Here is a 17259-nt window from a genome sequence, read left to right as displayed (position 1 = left end):
CGTGCCGGACGACTCCAGCGACAGCACGCAGGGCCCGAGCCGTGCGAGCGTCTCGCTCCCCGACCCCAACCGGTCGCCGTGGTGGGAGCTGGGCCGGCGGCTGCTGCTGGCCGTGGCGATCCTGGTGTTCACGATCGCGATCGTCTACCTCGACCGGCACGCCTACCGCGACGCCAACGACCCGCCGCTGTACGGCGTGGACCTGGTCGACTCGATCTACTACACGACCGTCACGCTGAGCACGACCGGGTACGGCGACATCGCGCCGGTCTCCGCGCACGCCCGCATGATCAACGCGTTCGTCATCACCCCGCTCCGCATCGCCTTCCTGGTGCTGCTGATCGGGACCACCCTGGAGGTGCTCGCCTCCCAGGGCCGCGAGATGTTCCGAGTCGCCCGCTGGAGGAAGAAGATGTCGGACCACGTCGTCGTGATCGGCTACGGCACGAAGGGCCGGGCGGCCGTCGACACCCTGGTCAACAACGGTCACGACCGCGAGGCGATCGTCGTGGTCGACCCCGGCGCCGGGGCGCTCCAGGAGGCGCACGCCGACGGCCTGGCCGTCGTCACCGGCGACGCGACCCGCCAGGACGTCCTGCGCCGGGCCGGGGTCAGCGACGCCAAGCAGGTGATCATCACGACCAACCGGGACGACTCCAACGTGCTGGCCACGCTGACGGTGCGCCAGCTCAACCCGGACGTGTGGATCGTGGCTGCCGCGCGCGAGCAGGAGAACGTCGCACTCATGCGCCAGTCCGGGGCCGACTCGGTGATCACCTCCTCCGACGCCGTCGGGCGGCTGCTGGGCCTGTCCTCGCTGTCGCCGACGCTCGGCCAGGTGATGGAGGACCTGCTCACCTACGGCGAGGGCCTCGAGGTCGCCGAGCGGGCGCTGCTCGTCTCCGAGGTGGGCCGGCCGCCGCAGTCGCTGCCCGACCAGGTGATCGCCGTCGTGCGCGACGAGAAGGTCTACCGCTACTTCGACCCCGTGGTGACGCTCCTGGCCCGCGGCGACCGGTTGATCGTCGTCCGCCCCGCGCGCGAGCTGCCCTGGGCGCCCCGGCCGGGCACCCACAACGAGGACCTCGCCTCCGAGGAGGACTGACCGGGTCGACCGCCCCGGGAAGACACCCGACGCCGTTCCGTCCCAGATGCCCGCGGACGGGCGCCGTTGGGACTAGCCTGCTGAGCACCAGGTGGGGGCCAGGGGAGTGGGGATGCCGGGAGACCGGAAGAGGCCGCATGTGATCGTCGGCCCCGGTGTGACCTTCGGGTTCGCCGGGCTGCTGGTCGCGCTCGCCCTCCTCACCCACGCAGCCGACGCGACCGGCCCCGGGTTCTCGACCGCGATGCCCGTCGGCGGGCTCGCGGTGCTGTGGTTCCTGCTCCGCGGGGCCCGGGTGCTGAGCATCGAGACGGTGGTGCTCGGCGTCACGGTGTTCGCCGCCGACCTGATCCTCGGCTCGGAGCCGGACCTCGCGGCGGCGATGGCGGGCGCGGTGGTGGTCCAGACCCTCGTCACGGTGGTGCTCCTGCGCCGCTGGTGCTCGGGTCTGTGGGGGTGCGGCGGCGACCGGCCGCTGGACCGGCCCCGCGTGCTGGCCCGGTACGGCGCCGCCCTGGCCCTCGGCATGGCGGTCGGTGCGGCGCTGGCAACCGTCGGCTGGACCCTGCTGGCGGACCACACCACCGACCTCGGTGGCGCGCTGTGGTTCGGACGCAGCCTGTGCAGCACCCTCGTCGTCGTCACCTCCGGGCTGCTCGTCGGGGAGCGGGTCACCTCCGAGCCGCCACGGCCGCGGCTGCTGAGCGGGGCCACCTGGTTCGAGCTGCTCGCGGCGGTCGCGTTCACCGTCGGGATGTACGTCGTCGCGTTCTGGTTCGAGCAGCTGCCGCTGGCGTTCCCGCTGGTCGCGGCCTCGGTCTGGTTCGGGCTCCGATTCTCGACCCTGCTCAGCGCCGTCCACTCGCTCCTCGTGGGCACGGCGACGCTGGCGCTGACCGTGCGCGACATCGGCCCGTTCGCCGCCGTCGACCACACGTCCGTGGGCTACCTGCTGGCCGAGTTCTACGTGGCGACGATCGCCGTCACCGGCCTCGGGCTCTCGACCGGCCGGGACGAGCGCGAGGCGCTCGCCGCCGAGCTGCGCCGCACCCAGGAGGAGGCCGAGTACCAGGCCAGCGTCCGCGAGGCCGTCATCGGCTCGATGAACGAGGGTCTCTTCGTCCTCGACGACCAGGGCGCCGTCCTGCTCCACAACCCCGCAGCCGCCGAGATCTTCGGGATCGCCGAGGACGTGATGACCCGCGAGGCGCTGGTGGCCCGCTCGGACCGGTGGGCCGACGGCACCCCGCTGCCGGACGCCGAGCGACCCTCGAGCCGGGCCCTGGCCGGGGAGACGGTCCGCGACGTCGAGATCCTCGTCAGCCCGGGCTCCGACCTCCCGGACCGGGTGGTCTCGGTCTCCGCCATCCCGTTGCCCCGCGACAGCTCTCGCGGCCGGGCCCGGGCGCTGGTGCTCTTCCGCGACGCGACGACCGAGCACGCGCGTCGCGAGGAGCTGGCGGCGTTCGCCGGGGTCGTGGCCCACGACCTGCGCAACCCGCTCGCCGCCATCGACGGCTGGACCGAGATGATCGCCGACGAGCTCGACTCCGGAGGTCTGGACGCCCAGCTGGCCCGTGAGTTCGTGTCGCGGGTGCGGTCCTCCTCGCGCCGGATGCGCGAGCTCATCCGCGACCTGCTCGCCCACGCGACCAGCAGCTCCCGCGAGCTCGACGTGGCCCGGGTCGACGTGGCCGAGCTGGTGGCGGAGGTCGCCGCCGCCCGCCACGCCGAGAAGCACGTCTCGTGCCGGGCGGTCCCACCGGTGCTCGCCGACGACGTCCTGATCCGCCAGGTCCTCGACAACCTGATCGGCAACGCCCTCAAGTACGTCGCCCCGGGCGTCGAGCCCTGCATCACGGTGCGCGGCTGCCCGCACCCGCCGGGCTTCGTGACCATCCAGGTCGTCGACAACGGCATCGGCATCCCGACCGGCGAGGAGGACGCGATCTTCGACGAGTTCCACCGCGCCCACTACCGCGACTACGAGGGCAGCGGCCTCGGGCTCTCGATCGTCCGACGGATCATCACCCGCCACGACGGCACCATCAGCGCCCGGGCGAACCCCGACGGCCCCGGTTCGGTCTTCGAGTTCACCCTGCCGGCGTACGACGGCTGACCGGGGCGGTCAGCCACCCCGAGGGGTGATGTGCGACCGCGCGCCGTCCCGGATGCTGCTGGGAGAGTGGCGCCCGTCGGTCCTGGTCACGGGGGCTGGGGCAGGCGGGCCGCCACCGCCAAGCCTCCGGGCCCCGACCGAGGGTGCCCGCCCTAGGAGAGCTCGAAGGCCCCGGCCAGGCCGGCCAGCACGCACAGCCGGCGGAACCTCGGGCCGGCCGCGACGACGTCCATCGAGCCGGACTGCAGGGCCACGGCGTGCCGGGCCCGGTCGAGGACGCCGAGGGCGGAGGCGTCGACGAACGTCACGTCGCGCACGTCGACCAACAGCCGCCGGCAGCCGGAGCCGAGCGCGTCCACCAGCTGGCGCGCCACCTGGTGGGCGGTGAAGATGTCGAGCTCACCGGACGCGGTGAGGGTCGCGGTCGGCGGTTCCATCGTCAGGGTGGTCGAGAAGTCCACGGGCAGGCCCCGGTTCGGTGCACCGACCGGGAACGGCGGCGCTGGACGGCGACCGCCACGAGCTCCCGGTCACCTCGAACCTAGCTGCGGCACGCCCCGCTGGCCACACCCTTCGAGGTGCACCCGTCCGGGGGACCGGTCCGGCTCCGGCGTGCCGCTGGGCGGGAGCACGACGACGGGGCAGGCGGCCTCGTGGAGCACCCAGCGTGCCGTGCGCCCGAGCCGGGTGCCGCCCCGGTCGTCCGCGGGGTTGCGCCCGAGAACGAGCACCCGGGACCGGGTCGCCTCGTGGAGCAGCACGACGCCCGCCCGCTGGTGGGCGGCGTGCACCGTGCGCAGGGGTCCCTCCCCGCAGGCCTCCAGGGCCCGCTCGAGCAGGGGACCGGCGGTCGCGGCGTCCTCGACCCCGACCGTGATCGGACGGTCGTCGTCGGGGCGCGGGCTCCAGACCGGGGGCACACAGGCGACCGGGGGGTCCGCCCAGGTGGTGGGCAGGACGTCGTCCGGGTCGGTCAGCGCGCGGAAGAGGTGCAGCAGGTCGCGGCGCCGGACGACGACCAGGCGGGCGTCCGCGCTCGCGTCCAGCACGGCGCGCACCGGGGTGCCGCTGACGAGGCGACCCTCGGCCGGCACCTCCCCGACCCGGGCGAGCACCCGCTGCAGCACGTCGTCCTCGTAGGCGACGACCCGGAGCGGGCAGTGGTGACGTCGCGCCTCGTCGAGCGCGAAGGCGAGCGCGGCCCCGACCTCGTCGTCGAGGGCGGCCAGCACGACCGGTGCGGTGGGCTCCACGGCGACCTCCTCACGGTCCGTCGGCGGGCTGGTCGGAGCCGGCGTCGGGATCGGCGCCGGACCGGAACGGGTGGCCGGCCGGCTCCGTGCGGGCGACGACGGACACCAGGTCGTGGCGGCTCACGATGCCGACCACGACGCCGTCCTCGACGACCGGGAGGCTGGTCAGGCCGCTGTTGACTAGCAGGTCGGCGGCCACGGGCAGCTCGACGTCCGGCAGCACGGCCACCGGGTGGAAGCTCATCACGTCGCCGACCCGGGCCGGGTGCGGTCCGCCGGCGGAGGGGTGCAGCTCGCGGACCCAGGGGTTGCGCGGGACCGCGTCGCGGACGACGTCGGTCTCGGTCACCATGCCCAGGACGTGGCCGTCGGCGTCGACGACCGGCAGCGCGGCGACGTCGTGCTCGTCGAGGAGCAGGGCGGCGCTCGCCAGGTCGGCCTCGGGACCCACGGTCAGGACCGGGGTCGTCATCACATCACGCACGCGCAGCACGGGGTGCCTCCTCACGGGTCCGCAGGACGAGCCACAGCCCGATGCCCGCCAGGCCGCCGAGCACGAGCCCGGAGACGAGCAGGACGGCGGCGAGGGTGTCGAGCCCGGGGAGCTCGGCGCCGATGGTCACGTCCGCCCCGACCGGGGCGGTGCCGTCGCCGGTCAGGACGACGAGGGTCCAGGAGCCGGGCTCCGGCTCCCAGGTGATGCTCCGGGTGCCGGTCCCGCTCGCGGACTCCGTCCAGATGTCCGCGTCGGCGGGCGCCACCTCGAGCGGGCCGCCGTCGACGTACGTCGTGCCGGCGGTGCCGTCCTCGGCGAACGGGTCGTCGACGGTCGACTGCGCCACGCCGGCCAGGTAGGTGTCCACGTCGGCGGTGCGGGCGACGCCGACGAAGACCCCGTCCGGGGTGGTCGCCTCCGCGGTCACCCGGACCGTGCCGAGCAGCCGGTGCGGCAGGTCGAGGCTCGCCGAGCCGGTCTCGAGGTCCACGCTCTCGGTCCGCAGCGCGTAGCCCGGCGACGACCAGGACGTCGTGGTGCCGGTGACGTAGCCGGCGTCGTCGCGCATCGCGGTGTCCGCCAGCTTCACCAGCCCGGCGCCCATGACGAGCGCGACCGCGAGCATCAGGAACACGGCGGCGACGATGCCTCCGACCACCCGTCCGGCTCCCCAGGCCGACCTCGGCCGTGGCGCCGGCGGCGACGGCACCGGGGGAGTGAGGGTGGGGACCGTCATGAGGGGATCACGACCTTTCTCCCCACCAGGGTCCCCCGGGTGTCCCGGAGTCGGGAGGGCACAACGTCCCGGTGCCGGAGGCCTTCGGCCCGCGGGCCCTCCGGTCCGGGGGCCGTCCCCCGGACCGACCGGGGCTCAGCGGCGCGACAGCACCGCGCGCGCGGCCTCCCACCGGGCCACCGGCACCCGGAACGGCGAGCACGACACGTAGTCGATCCCGGCCTCGTCGAAGAAGTGGATCGACTCGGGGTCGCCGCCGTGCTCACCGCAGACGCCGATGTGCAGGTCGGGCTTGGTCTCCTTGCCGAGCCGCGAACCGATGCGCACCAGCTCGCCGACACCGTCGACGTCGATCGACTCGAAGGGCGAGACCGGGAAGACCCCGCGGTCCCGGTACGCCGGGAAGAACGCCGCCTCGACGTCGTCGCGCGAGAACCCCCACGTGGTCTGGGTCAGGTCGTTGGTGCCGAAGGAGAAGAAGTCGGCCGTCCTGGCGATCCGGTCGGCGAGCAGGGCCGCGCGCGGCAGCTCGATCATGGTGCCGATCGGGATCCGCAGGTCGATGCCGCGCTCCGCGGAGACCTCGGCGATGACCTGCTCGAGCTCGGCGCGCACCAGGGTGAGCTCGCGCTCGTGCACCACCAGCGGCACCATGATCTCGGGCCTCGGGTCACCCCCGGCCTCGATCCGGTCGGCCGTGGCGGCCGCGATCGCCCGGGCCTGCATGATGAACAGGCCGGGGATGGCGATGCCGAGCCGCACCCCCCGCAGGCCGAGCATCGGGTTGTGCTCGTGCAGGCGACGGACCGCCTCGAGCATGTCGTGGTCGCGCAGGTTCTCCTCGTGCCGCTCCTCCTCGATCGCCACCCGCACCGCGAGGTCGGTCAGGTCGGGCAGGAACTCGTGCAGCGGCGGGTCGATCAGGCGGACCGTGACGGGCAGCCCGTCCATCGCCTCGAAGATCTCGCTGAAGTCCTGGCGCTGCAGCGGCTCGAGCTGGGCCAGCGCCGCATGGCGCTCGCCCTCCTCGCGGGCCACGATCAGCCGCTCGACGAGGTGGCGGCGCTCGCCGAGGAACATGTGCTCGGTGCGGCACAGCCCGATGCCGGCGGCGCCGAAGCGCCGGGCCCGGATCGCGTCCTCCGGGGTGTCCGCGTTGGCCCGCACCCCGAGCCGGCGGACCTGGTCCGCGCGCTCGAGCAGGGCGCCGACCATGTCGGCGGTGCGGTCCTCGACCGTCTCGCCCTCGAGACGGCGCACGACGTCGGGGTCGCTGACCGGCACCTCGCCGAGGAACACCTCGCCCGTGGTGCCGTCGATGGAGATGACGTCGCCCTCCTCGACCGTCGGGCCGCCATACACGGTGAAGCGGCGGTTCGGGAGGTCGATCTCGATCGCCTCGACCCCGCAGACGCAGGTGACCCCCATGCCGCGCGCGACGACCGCCGCGTGCGAGGTCTTGCCGCCACGGGCCGTGAGGACGCCGTGGGCGGCCATCATGCCCGCCAGGTCGTCGGGGTTGGTCTCCTTGCGCACGAGGATGACGGTCTCACCGCGCTCGGCCCAGGCGACGGCCGTCTCGGTGTCGAGGACGGCACGGCCGACGGCTGCGCCGGGGGAGGCGTTCATGCCGGTGGCGACCGGGTGCCGGTCCGGGTCGGGGGCGAACCGCGGGAACATCAGCGCGACCAGCTGGTGGCCGCTGACCCGCAGCAGCGCCTCGTCCTGGTCGATGAGGCCCTCGGCGATCATGTCGGTCGCGATCCGCACCGCGGCCTCCGCGGTCCGCTTGCCGACGCGGGTCTGGAGCATCCACAGGTGCCCCTCCTCGATGGTGAACTCGAGGTCGCACATGTCGCGGTAGTGCTTCTCGAGCACCTCCATGATCCGCAGCAGCTCGTGGTACGACGTGGGGTCGATCTCGCCGAGGTCCGCGAGCGGGACCGTGTTGCGGATGCCCGCGACGACGTCCTCGCCCTGCGCGTTGACCAGGTAGTCGCCGTACACGCCCGGCTCGCCGGTGGCGGGGTCGCGCGTGAAGCACACCCCGGAGCCGGAGCTGGCGCCGCGGTTGCCGAAGACCATCGCCTGCACGTTCACCGCGGTGCCGAGGTCGTCGGGGATCCGCTCCTGGCGCCGGTAGAGCGCGGCGCGCGGGGTGTTCCACGACTCGAAGACCGCGTGCACCGCACGGCGCAGCTGCTCGCGCGGATCCTGCGGGAAGTCGGCCCCGGTGTGCTCGCGGATCACCGCCTTGAAGTCGGCGACCAGCGAGCGCAGGTCGTCGGCGCTCAGGTCGGCGTCCGAGGTCACGCCGCGCTCGGCCTTGAGCGCGTCGAGCCGGTCGCCGAACGCGTCGGACTCCACGCCGAGGACGGTGCTGCCGAACATCTGGAGCAGCCGGCGGTAGGAGTCGGTGGCGAACCGGTCGTCACCGCTCTGCGCCGCGAGCCCGGCGACGGACTCGTCGTTGAGCCCGACGTCGAGGACGGTCTCCATCATCCCGGGCATCGAGAACTTCGCACCGGACCGCACCGAGACCAGCAGCGGGTCGACGGGGTCGCCGAGCCGGCGCCCCATCCGCTCCTCCAGCGCCCGCACGTGCGCGTCCACCTCGTCCTGGAGCCCGGCCGGCTCGACGCCCGCGACCAGGAAGGCCCGGCACGCGTCGGTGGAGATGGTGAACCCGGGCGGCACCGGGAGCCCGAGGTTCGTCATCTCGGCGAGGTTGGCCCCCTTGCCGCCGAGCAGCTCCTTCTGGTCCCTGTTCCCCTGCGTGAAGTCGTACACATAGCTGCCCATGGGGCGAGCCTGCACCCCCAGGGGTGCCGACGGCGAGAGCTGGGGACCCGGCGATGACTGCGGACCCCACGAATGGGGCCGATGGTCCCTGTGCCCGCGTCGAGCCGCGGACGGACGGTGGTAGCGACCTCAAGGAGGCAGTGATGGACACCACACCCGGAGCCGTCGTCGTCGCGGTCGGCGGGCACGGATCGGACGCCGCGGTGGAGTTCGCCGCGGCCGAGGCGCTGCGGCGCCACCGCACGCTGCACGTCGTGCACGCGGTCGACCCGCACGACCCCCAGGAGGGGATCGAGGGTGCCGACCTGCTCGCCGACGCCGTCCGGCTCGGGACGATCCTGCTCGGCGAGGTCGGCCTCGTGACCTCCGACCTGGCCGTGGGGGCGCCGGTGCACGCCGTCGTCAAGGCCGCCGTCGGCTCCGACCTCGTCGTGGTCGGGCGCTGCCCGGAGTCGCGGCGCACCCATCCCTACGTCCGGTCGGTCACCGGCGGCATCGGCGCCCGCGTCGAGGTGCCGGTCGTGTCCGTGCCCGACGGCTGGCGGCCGCGGCTCGGCCGCCCGCCGACGGTGGTCGCCGGCGTCGACGACCCCGACAAGCGCCCCGACGTGCTCGCCGCCGCCTTCGCGGCCGCCCGCGACCGGCGCGCGCGGCTGCTGGTGGTCTCGACCTGGTGGAGCCCGCGCGAGCCCCACGTCACGGACACCGGCTGGGCCCAGCGCCTGGAGGACCAGCTCACCCGCGCTCTCGAGCGCGAGGGCGCGGCGTACCCCGACGTCCCGGTCGAGATCCACGTGCGCAACGCCCGGGCCGGGGAGGCGCTGATCGAGGCGTCCCGGCGCGCCGAGCTGGTCGTGGTCGGGCGGCACAACAGCCTGGTGCCGTCGGGGTCGCACCTCGGGCCGATCGCCCGGGCCGTGCTCCGGGAGTCCGACTGTCCGGTCCTGCTGGCCACCCCGCACGCGCTGCACCACGTCCGGATCGCCACCTCGCACCAGACCCACCCGGTGCACTGACCCGCCCGCACCCCGCGCCTCGGCGCGAGGCAGGATGGGACCGTGCTGGGAGACGGCGTGCTCGTGCTGGACGGCGGGCTCTCGACCGCGCTCGAGGAGCAGGGGGCCGACCTCTCCGGTGCCCTCTGGACGGCCCGGCTGCTGGCCGAGGAGCCGGAGCGGGTCGCTGCCGTCCACCGGGCCTACTACCTCGCCGGCGCCCGGGTGGCGACCGCCGCGACCTACCAAGCCAGCGTCGAGGGGTTCGTGGCCGCCGGGTGGGACCGCGACGAGGCCGACCGCCTGGTCGCGCGCGGCGTCGAGGTAGCGCGCGGGGTGCGCGACGAGCTCGCCGTCGAGCGTCCCGGGCTGCTCGTCGCCGCCTCGGTCGGTCCCTACGGCGCGTTCCTCGCCGACGGGTCGGAGTACCGCGGCCGGTACGGCGTCCCGCCGGCCCGCCTGCGCGACTTCCACGGTCCCCGCCTGGAGCTGCTCGCCGCCGCCGGCCCGGACCTGGTCGCCGTCGAGACGATCCCGGACGCCGACGAGGCAGCCGTGCTGGTGCCGCTCCTCGAGGAGCTCGGCCTGCCGGCCTGGTTCAGCTACTCCGTGCGGGGTGCGACGACGTGCGCGGGGCAGCCGCTCGACGAGGCGTACGCCGTGCTGGCCGGGAGCGGGGTCCTGGTCGCGGCCGGCGTCAACTGCTCGGAGCAGGGCGACGTCCTCGGCGCGGTGCGCGCCGCCGTCGCCGGCACCGGCCTGCCCGGTGTGGCGTACCCGAACCGGGGCGGCAGCTGGGACGCGGACGCCAAGCGCTGGGCGTACGGCGACCCGCTCGACCTCGACCTCGTCGACGACTGGGTCTCAGCGGGCGTGCGCCTGGTCGGAGGCTGCTGCGGCACCGGGCCCGCCGACATCGCGGCGCTGGCCGAGCGGGCGGCCGGCTAGCACCGGGTCCCGGTGGGCGAGCCAGACGAGCACGACGAGCGCCGGCACGCTCCACAGCCAGAAGCCGAACCCGAAGACCATCAGCAGCACGTGGAACGCGATGACGCCGTACCAGCCCCACACGGCGGCACGCCCGCCGACGAGGAGCAGGATGCCGAGCAGCAGCTCGCCGGACATCAGGGCCAGCCCCCACACCTCCGGGTCCGCCATGAAGACGTCGTGCCAGCCGTCGGTCACGAAGGGCAGCAGCGCCTGGTCGGCGAAGTGCCGGTAGACCTGCGCGTCGGCGGCGACCAGCCCGAGGTGGACCCCGCCCATGGTCAGGTAGAACCCGCCCACGACCGTCCGGCCGAGCGCGGGTGACACCCCGGTCACCTCACTCCACCCGGACCTCGACGACACCGGGGACCGTGCGGGCCACGACGTGCGCGAGCGAGTGCTCGGCCGGTCCGGACGGGCCGGAGACCTGGACGACGCCGTCGTCGACCTCGACCAGCCAGTCCTCGTGACCGAGGGACGCCAGCACCTCGTCGATGTCGGCGGCGATCACCTCGTCGGCCCGGGCGAGGGCCTGGACGACGTCGCTGCGGCTCAGCACGCCGACCAGCCGGCCGCGGCTGTCCACCACGGGCAGGCTCTTGGCGGACAGGGCGGTCATCGTCTCCACCGCGCTCGCGACGTCGTCGTCGATGCGGACCGACGCGGCCGAGCGGGTGTAGACCTCCTCGACGCTGTGCGGCGGGAACAGCAGCTCGACCTCGACCGGGCGCTCCTGGGCGCGCGGGTCCCGCGCGACGAGGTCACGGATCAGGTCGGCCTCGCTGACGATCCCGCACAGCCGGCGGTGGTCGTCGACGACCGGCATCGAGGTGATGCCGAGCCGGGCCAGTCGGGCCAGCGCCTCCTTGATGGAGGCGTCCGGGGTGACGGTCACCGGGTCGGGTGTCATCAGGTCGCGGACCAGCATCACGCATCTCCTTCGTTCGGGCGGGCTGCCCACAGTCGCCGGCCGGTGACCCGGTCGGGTTCGACACGCACGAACACCGTGTGTGCACCGGTGGGCCAGACCCGCATGTCGACCAGCATGTCGGGCACGTCGAGCACGTCGACCAGCTCGGCGCCCCCACGGATCACCACGCTCCACCCCGCGTGGTCGGCGAGGTCGACGTGGTCGACCTCCACGACCACCTCGTGCCCGGCCGTGCCGCGGGCCAGCGAGGAGTCCGCCTCGGTGCGGAACCACAGGGAGCCGTCGGCGACCGTGTAGTTGACCGGGATCAGCTCGATGCCGTCCTCGCCCTGCCAGGCGACGCGGGCGATCTCGGCCCCCTCCAGCAGGCTCCAGCAGTCGTAGGCCACCAGGGTGGCGATGTTCGCGGTGCTCATGACCTCACCGTCGCGCGCCGGGGGTCGCCGCCCCAGATCGTCAGGTCCCCCCGACGCGTGACCAAGGTCCCGGGTCCCGCGGGCGGGCGGCCCTGACGCCTGCCGGGGCCCGGATCGAGCATGGGGGTGGAGGAAGGAGGTCATCATGACCACACGTCCCGACGGACCCGACCTCGTCGTCCTCGGCGTCGACGGCTCAGCGGCCAACCTGGGCGCGCTGCGCTACGCCGTCGCGGAGGCACGCCTGCTCGGTGGTCGCCTCAAGCTCGTCCACGTGGTCCCCGACTACCTGTCGATCTCGCCGATGGTGCCGCTCACGGCGGCCGAGTTCACCGAGACCGGCACCGAGATCCTGCGTTCCGCGGAAGCGGTCGCCCGCGAGCTCGCCCCCGACCTCGAGGTCGAGGGCTGGCTGCACCACGGCAACCGGCCGGCCGAGCTGGTCCGAGGCGCCGAGGGTGCGCACGTGCTGGTCGTCGGTCGCGACGGCCGGCCGCTCCCGCAGCGGCTGCTGCGTGGTGACACCGCCGCCGCCGTCGCCGCCCGCGCGGAGCTGCCCGTGGTCGAGATCCCGGCCGAGTGGGAGCCCCGCCCCGCCGACGCCGAGCGGGTCGTCGTGGTCGGCGTCAAGGCCGCACCGCACGCTGACGACCTCCTCACCGACGCCTTCGAGACGGCTCGTGAGCGCGACGCGACGCTCGTGGTCCTGCACGCCTGGAAGCTGCCGACCGCCTACGACGACATCGTCGAGACGCGCGTCGCGGTCGACCAGTGGGCCCGCGAGGCGACCCTCCAGATGGAGGAGCTGCTGCGCGAGCACCGCACGGAGCACCCGGACGTCAAGGTCGAGGTGCGGGTCGTCCACGACCATCCCAGCCACGCCCTCGTCGAGGCCTCCCACGAGGCCGACCTCGTCGTGCTCGTGCGCCGGGCCCACGGCGTACCTCCCGCTGCCCACCTGGGCAGCACGGCGCGCGCGGTCCTGCGCAGCGCCCAGAGCCCGGTGCGCGTGGTCGCACCGACCACGAGCCGGAAGGAGTGAGGGAGATGGCTGCGAACGAGTACGGCGTGCTGGTGGCTGTCGGTGCCAACGGGGTGCACGACGGCGCACTGGACCTGGCCGCCTGCGAGGCGGTCCGTCGCGGGACCGGCGTGGAGCTGATCCACGTCGTGCACTCCCTCGTGACCGCCCCGTCCAGCATCGAGCAGATGCAGTCGCTGGACCAGACCCTGACGCGGGTCGGCCGTGAGGTGCTGACCGACGCAGCCGAGCGGCTGCGCACCCGGCTCGACGGCCGGGCGCCGGTCACGACCGAGATCGCCACCGGACCGGTCGCGGGCACCATCGCCGTCCGGGCCGCCGACGCGGACCTGCTGGTCCTGGAGCGCCGCGACACCGGGCACGGCGAGCGGCTGCTCACGATGTCGGTGTCGACGCGGGTCGCCGCGCACACGACGACCCCGGTCATGGTGGTGCCCGAGCACTGGCGGCACCGCTACGACGAGGCCGCGCTCCCCGTGACCGTCGGCGTCGACCGCCCCCTGGACGCGCCCGGCCAGGTCGAGACCGCGCTCGTCTACGCGCGCAGCTCGGGCCGGCCGCTGGTGATCCTGCACGCCGCCTGGTTGGCCGAGCAGTACCAGGACCTGGGCTTCCGGAACAGCACGCGCGACATGTGGCGCCACGACGCCGAGCGTGAGCTCGAGCTCGCGCTCGAGAAGGTTCCCGACCTCGACACGGTCGAGGTGAAGGTCGACGTGCCGTGGCGGCGCCCGGTCGACGCGCTCGTCGGGGCCACCAAGACCTCGTACGTGCTCGTGCTCAACCGACGCGACGAGCACCCGCTCGGCGCCCATCTCGGTCCGATGACCCGCGCCGTCCTCCGCCACGCTGAGGGCCCGGTCATGATCGTCGGCCGCACCTGAGGAGGACGACAGTGACGGAGCTTCAGTGGCCCGAGTGGCCGGACGCGGATCGACCGGTGGTCGAGCTGACGGACGAGGAGTGCTGGACCAGGCTGCAGGAGGAGCGGGTCGGCAGGCTGGGCTACCAGCTGGTCGACGAGATCCACGTGGTGCCGATCAACTACGCCGTCGTGGACCGGACGCTGCTGATGCGGACCGCGGCCGGCAACAAGCTGCTCGCCGCTGAGCTGCACTCCGAGGTCGCCCTCGAGATCGACCGGTTCGGCACCGACGACGCCTGGTCGGTGCTGGTGCGCGGTCAGATCAAGCACCTCGAGGAGGACGAGGCGGAGCGCCTCGCCGCCCTGGGTGACTGGACCTGGGTGCCGACCCTGAAGTACGACCTCGTGCAGGTCGTGCCGACGGCCGTCACCGGCCGGCACTTCTTCCTCCGCGGTGATCGCTAGCCGCTAGCCGGCCGCTCGTCGGCTGTCGAACCTGGCTGCGGTCGGGACCGGGACGGGGGCCCGGGACCGGCCGCAGCTGCTCGTCGAGCAGCCAGCCCTGGGGCGCCTCGAGACCCGCCGGTCAGCGGCGCCGGGTGGCGAGCACCGCCACGACCAGGACCGCGAGCAGCAGCACGACCAGCCACGGGTGGTGGTGCAGGAGGTAGAAGCTCCCGACGCGTCGGGCCACGAGGTCGGTCAGCAGGGCCACGTCCCGACGGTAGACGACGGGCGGGTGGCGGCCGTTCCTCCAGATTCGCTCAAGTCGGCCGGCGGCCCTTCGGTCCTGCCCGGGCCTGGGCTACTGTTGGTCACGACCCCGGTGGTGACCCGAGACGCCACCGGGGTCACCCATGTCCGGAGCACTCGTCTCCGAGCCCGGGCTCAGTCCCGGGGGTAGGTCGTCACCCGCCGCAGCAGGTCGATCTCGCTGCGCAGGGTCAGGTGCACGGCCGCGCCGGCACCGGCCAGGCACGCGACGTACGCCTCGAGTGCGGCCAGCAGGTCCTGCTGCGCGTGGCCGATCGCCTTGCGGTCGAAGGGACCGCGCCGGGCGTCGGCGACCGCGGCCCGGGCCCGGTGGACCTCGACCTGGAGCTCGCGGAGCTTGGGCGGGCTCATGGGCACCGACGCAGCAGAGCCCCTGCCGCCTCGCGGCGGCAGGGGCTCGGGCTGGGCCGGTCGGGCCACGATGCCGTGGTACGGGTCAGAGCGCCCGGACGTTCTCGGCCTGCGGGCCCTTGGGGCCCTGCGTCACGTCGAACTCGACGCGCTGGTTGTCCTTGAGGGACTTGAAGCCGGTGCCGGAGATGGCGGTGTGGTGGACGAACACGTCCGCGCCACCCTCATCCTGAGCGATGAAGCCGAAGCCCTTGTCGTCGTTGAACCACTTGACGGTTCCCTGAGTCATGTTCATTCCTTGGTGTTCGCGTGCGCCGGACACCGTGCCCAGCGCGTGAGCTGAAGACATCCGCAATACGTTTGATGTCCAGCAAGACCGAAGACCAAGAACGACGAAGATGAGCGGCCGCGATGCTCACGGCCGGAGCGCCGCAAGCGGCGCCCTTCAACATGACCACCGTAACAGTCGTGGCCACCCCTGACGATTCGCGCGGCCGGGCGGGTCCTCCCGAGAGTCGACGTGCGAGCAGCGCCGGTGACGGCCCCCGGCCCGCCGGCATGCGCGGTGGTCACGCGAGGAACAGCGTCCGGACATGGGTGTGACCCCGTCGGCCGTGGTCGGCGGGGTCGGGGTCAGCGGGTATGTCGCGCTGTCGGCTCGGGCGGTGGTTCGGTGACGAAGGGGGACACGTAGGTGCGTCCCATCGGGGTGGTCCACACGAACCCGACCCCTGCGACGCGCTGGTAGTCCCAGCCGGCGTGGGTCTTGAGGCGGTGGTGGGTCCGGCAGGCGGGTGCGAGGTTGGAGGAGGCGGTGGGCCCTTGGGGCCAGGGGACCTGGTGCTCGGCGTCGCAGGCCCGGGCGGGGCGGGTGCAGCCGGGGAAGCAGCACTGCCGGTCCCGGAGGCCGATCTGTTCCTTCATCACCTCGGTCGGCCGGTAAGACTCCGTCGACAGCTCAGCGTTGAGGTCGATCACTGGCCGGACGGTGACCTTGGTGCCGGCCTGCTGGCACCAGTTCTTCAGGTGCTGCGACGTGATCGAGGATCGGGTGTTGTCGACGTCGACGCTGGACTGTCCGGGACGGACGTGGGTGTAGACGACGACCTCGCGGGACTGGTCACCCGTTCCGAGGAGTCCGGCGGCCATGGCCCGGCGCACGTCCAACGGCAGCTGCAGGTCCAAGGTCGCGGCCTTGGCCTTGATTTGGGCTTCCAGGGCGAGGGCGTCGGCGAGGTCGAGCTCCCCTTCGACGTGGACCAGCCCCTCGGGGGTGGCGTGGTCGAGGTCGATGTCGAACCGGCGCTTCTCCAACGCCGCGACCCGGCGTTCCTCCGCCGCGGCCGGGTCGTGCACGGCGCGGGCCTTCCCGACCTGCCGCTCGATCTCGGCGAACGAGCACCGGTGCGCACACCAAGCGAGTCGCTGGTCCGCCACCGCCGCGGCATCCGCCGGGAGCGACGTGGTGGCTTGGGCGACCTTCCTCGCCTTCCACACCGCCACCTCGCCCGCCACCACCCGCGCCCAGAGCCTGGGGAGTCGGTGTCGCAGCTCGACCGCGTCGCCGAGGAACAGGCGGCCGGCGTCGGTGGTGCGGCCGACCGCGAGCGCGAACTCCGCGACCGCGGCCTCGTCGATCGTCGGGGCGCCGTCGCCGGCGATCTGCAGGTCCCGCATCCCGAACTCGATCGAGGTGTCCACCTCCTCGCCGGGGTGCAGGGCGACCCAGTCGGTGGCCAGGACGAGCAGGTCGATCTCGGCCTCGACCGCGACCCGGTGTCGGGCATGGGCGGCGGTCAGCACCGACTCTGGAGTCAGGGTGCCGGCCTGCTGGTTCATGGGTCTACTCAAGCACTCGCCACCGACAGTCAGAGGCGAGAATCCCCTGTATCCACAGGGATCTGAGCAATTCGAAGGTAAAGGATTCGGGCTGCGCCGGCGCGGTGTTCGTTGGTCGCCGCCCTGCGCACCTCCTGGGGTCTCGACAAGCTCGACCACCGACGCCCCCAACCGCGCGCCGGGAAGTCAGCCGCAACCAGACGCTCGCCGTACCCGCGTTGCTGCCTGTCGGTCGCAACCGCAGCGGACCGCGAGATGCCGACAGGCACCGCCCTGCCCACCTCCCGGGGTCTCGACGACGCTCGCCGGCGCTCGCTGTTCGACCGCCGGCGAACGCGGCCGCGAGCCGGAAGTCAGCCGCAACCGGACGCCCGCCGCCCCGCGTTGCTGCCTGTCGGTCGCAACCGGAGCGGACGGCGAGATGCCGGCAGTCGCCGCCCTGCGCACCTCCTGGGGTCTCGACAAGCTCGACCACCGGTGCCAGGAACCGCGAGCCGGGAGGCGACCGCGACCCGACGCCGACCGTGTCCGTCGTTGCTGCCTGTCGG

The 17259-nt window shown here is 73.6% G+C and carries 19 protein-coding genes; 7 read left to right on the top strand and 12 right to left on the bottom strand.

Translation table 11 applies throughout. The features are described 5' to 3' along the window. Nucleotide 1 precedes the first annotated feature (1 nt). Nucleotides 2-1105, top strand: coding sequence for a potassium channel family protein (locus ACILQ5_RS17775; protein ID WP_395659364.1), 1104 nt, complete (start codon nucleotides 2-4; stop codon nucleotides 1103-1105). Between the two features lie 139 nt (nucleotides 1106-1244). Beyond that, nucleotides 1245-3224 carry an ATP-binding protein gene (locus tag ACILQ5_RS17770; RefSeq protein WP_395659363.1) on the top strand — a complete coding sequence of 660 codons (1980 nt, stop codon included), beginning with the start codon at nucleotides 1245-1247 and terminating at the stop codon, nucleotides 3222-3224. Between the two features lie 152 nt (nucleotides 3225-3376). On the opposite strand, the gene ACILQ5_RS17765 is transcribed toward ACILQ5_RS17770, so the two are convergent. The 5 genes from ACILQ5_RS17765 to ppdK form a co-directional block, all read right to left on the bottom strand. After that, nucleotides 3377-3685, bottom strand: a complete 309-nt coding sequence (locus ACILQ5_RS17765; RefSeq protein WP_395659362.1) for an STAS domain-containing protein — start codon at nucleotides 3683-3685, stop codon at nucleotides 3377-3379. Nucleotides 3686-3754: 69 nt separating this feature from the next. Next, nucleotides 3755-4477: a hypothetical protein gene (locus tag ACILQ5_RS17760; protein ID WP_395659361.1), complete on the bottom strand. Its 723-nt coding sequence runs from the start codon at nucleotides 4475-4477 to the stop codon at nucleotides 3755-3757. 10 nt (nucleotides 4478-4487) lie between these two features. Then, complete coding sequence (locus ACILQ5_RS17755) at nucleotides 4488-4949, bottom strand: CBS domain-containing protein (protein WP_395659360.1); 462 nt, start codon at nucleotides 4947-4949, stop codon at nucleotides 4488-4490. A 4-nt stretch (nucleotides 4950-4953) separates the two neighbouring features. Beyond that, nucleotides 4954-5631, bottom strand: coding sequence for a hypothetical protein (locus ACILQ5_RS17750; RefSeq protein ID WP_395659359.1), 678 nt, complete (start codon nucleotides 5629-5631; stop codon nucleotides 4954-4956). A gap of 213 nt (nucleotides 5632-5844) precedes the next feature. Further along, a complete protein-coding gene (ppdK, locus tag ACILQ5_RS17745) occupies nucleotides 5845-8511 on the bottom strand; it encodes a pyruvate, phosphate dikinase (protein ID WP_395659358.1) in 2667 nt (888 codons plus the stop codon). A gap of 143 nt (nucleotides 8512-8654) precedes the next feature. On the opposite strand from ppdK, the gene ACILQ5_RS17740 reads away from it, so the two are divergent. Further along, on the top strand, nucleotides 8655-9527 hold the full coding sequence (locus ACILQ5_RS17740; RefSeq protein WP_395659357.1) for a universal stress protein: 873 nt from the start codon (nucleotides 8655-8657) through the stop codon (nucleotides 9525-9527). Between the two features lie 42 nt (nucleotides 9528-9569). Beyond that, on the top strand, nucleotides 9570-10454 hold the full coding sequence (mmuM, locus tag ACILQ5_RS17735; RefSeq protein WP_395659356.1) for a homocysteine S-methyltransferase: 885 nt from the start codon (nucleotides 9570-9572) through the stop codon (nucleotides 10452-10454). Here the strand turns inward: mmuM and ACILQ5_RS17730 are convergent. The 3 genes from ACILQ5_RS17730 to ACILQ5_RS17720 are packed head-to-tail and all read right to left on the bottom strand — an operon-like array spanning nucleotide 10371 to nucleotide 11840. Then, nucleotides 10371-10820, bottom strand: coding sequence for a hypothetical protein (locus tag ACILQ5_RS17730; protein WP_395659355.1), 450 nt, complete (start codon nucleotides 10818-10820; stop codon nucleotides 10371-10373). The genes mmuM and ACILQ5_RS17730 overlap by 84 nt on opposite strands. A gap of 10 nt (nucleotides 10821-10830) precedes the next feature. Continuing rightward, complete coding sequence (locus ACILQ5_RS17725) at nucleotides 10831-11421, bottom strand: HPP family protein (RefSeq protein WP_395659354.1); 591 nt, start codon at nucleotides 11419-11421, stop codon at nucleotides 10831-10833. Continuing rightward, nucleotides 11421-11840 (bottom strand): pyridoxamine 5'-phosphate oxidase family protein, encoded by a 420-nt coding sequence (locus ACILQ5_RS17720; RefSeq protein WP_395659353.1) that lies wholly within the window; start codon nucleotides 11838-11840, stop codon nucleotides 11421-11423. Before ACILQ5_RS17720 ends, ACILQ5_RS17725 begins: the two co-directional genes overlap by 1 nt. Nucleotides 11841-11985: 145 nt before the next feature. Between ACILQ5_RS17720 and ACILQ5_RS17715 the strand changes: the two genes are divergently transcribed. From ACILQ5_RS17715 to ACILQ5_RS17705, 3 genes are read left to right on the top strand one after another with little or no spacing between them, the layout of a single operon-like run. Then, a complete protein-coding gene (locus ACILQ5_RS17715) occupies nucleotides 11986-12882 on the top strand; it encodes a universal stress protein (protein ID WP_395659352.1) in 897 nt (298 codons plus the stop codon). Between the two features lie 5 nt (nucleotides 12883-12887). Beyond that, a complete protein-coding gene (locus ACILQ5_RS17710) occupies nucleotides 12888-13766 on the top strand; it encodes a universal stress protein (RefSeq protein ID WP_395659351.1) in 879 nt (292 codons plus the stop codon). 11 nt (nucleotides 13767-13777) lie between these two features. Further along, a complete protein-coding gene (locus tag ACILQ5_RS17705) occupies nucleotides 13778-14212 on the top strand; it encodes a pyridoxamine 5'-phosphate oxidase family protein (protein WP_395659350.1) in 435 nt (144 codons plus the stop codon). A 121-nt stretch (nucleotides 14213-14333) separates the two neighbouring features. On the opposite strand, the gene ACILQ5_RS17700 is transcribed toward ACILQ5_RS17705, so the two are convergent. From ACILQ5_RS17700 to ACILQ5_RS17685, 4 genes are all read right to left on the bottom strand, one after another. Further along, entirely contained in the window at nucleotides 14334-14462 is a 129-nt protein-coding gene (locus ACILQ5_RS17700; protein WP_395659349.1) for a hypothetical protein, read from the bottom strand. 173 nt (nucleotides 14463-14635) lie between these two features. Beyond that, nucleotides 14636-14872, bottom strand: a complete 237-nt coding sequence (locus ACILQ5_RS17695) for a hypothetical protein (RefSeq protein WP_395659348.1) — start codon at nucleotides 14870-14872, stop codon at nucleotides 14636-14638. A gap of 85 nt (nucleotides 14873-14957) precedes the next feature. Then, nucleotides 14958-15161, bottom strand: a complete 204-nt coding sequence (locus ACILQ5_RS17690) for a cold-shock protein (protein ID WP_395659347.1) — start codon at nucleotides 15159-15161, stop codon at nucleotides 14958-14960. A 344-nt stretch (nucleotides 15162-15505) separates the two neighbouring features. Beyond that, the gene (locus tag ACILQ5_RS17685; RefSeq protein ID WP_395659346.1) at nucleotides 15506-16711 is read right to left on the bottom strand and encodes a DUF222 domain-containing protein; all 1206 of its coding nucleotides are present in this window, start codon (nucleotides 16709-16711) and stop codon (nucleotides 15506-15508) included. Nucleotides 16712-17259 lie beyond the last annotated feature (548 nt).

Origin of the sequence: Nocardioides sp., assembly GCF_044226305.1 — a bacterium.
In the GTDB taxonomy this organism is placed as follows: Bacteria; Actinomycetota; Actinomycetes; order Propionibacteriales; family Nocardioidaceae; genus Nocardioides.
The sequence above is the reverse complement of the archived record's forward strand: the minus strand, read 5'-3'. Positions and strand labels throughout refer to the sequence as shown.

Bases quoted from the DNA above. Each gene is read 5' to 3' on its own strand.
- ACILQ5_RS17755 (WP_395659360.1), bottom strand. From the start codon at position 4,949: ATGACGACCCCGGTCCTGACCGTGGGTCCCGAGGCCGACCTGGCGAGC.
- ppdK (WP_395659358.1), bottom strand. From the start codon at position 8,511: ATGGGCAGCTATGTGTACGACTTCACGCAGGGGAACAGGGACCAGAAG.
- ACILQ5_RS17740 (WP_395659357.1), top strand. From the start codon at position 8,655: ATGGACACCACACCCGGAGCCGTCGTCGTCGCGGTCGGCGGGCACGGA.
- ACILQ5_RS17725 (WP_395659354.1), bottom strand. From the start codon at position 11,421: ATGCTGGTCCGCGACCTGATGACACCCGACCCGGTGACCGTCACCCCG.
- ACILQ5_RS17720 (WP_395659353.1), bottom strand. From the start codon at position 11,840: ATGAGCACCGCGAACATCGCCACCCTGGTGGCCTACGACTGCTGGAGC.
- ACILQ5_RS17715 (WP_395659352.1), top strand. From the start codon at position 11,986: ATGACCACACGTCCCGACGGACCCGACCTCGTCGTCCTCGGCGTCGAC.
- ACILQ5_RS17710 (WP_395659351.1), top strand. From the start codon at position 12,888: ATGGCTGCGAACGAGTACGGCGTGCTGGTGGCTGTCGGTGCCAACGGG.
- ACILQ5_RS17695 (WP_395659348.1), bottom strand. From the start codon at position 14,872: ATGAGCCCGCCCAAGCTCCGCGAGCTCCAGGTCGAGGTCCACCGGGCC.
- ACILQ5_RS17690 (WP_395659347.1), bottom strand. From the start codon at position 15,161: ATGACTCAGGGAACCGTCAAGTGGTTCAACGACGACAAGGGCTTCGGC.
- ACILQ5_RS17685 (WP_395659346.1), bottom strand. From the start codon at position 16,711: ATGAACCAGCAGGCCGGCACCCTGACTCCAGAGTCGGTGCTGACCGCC.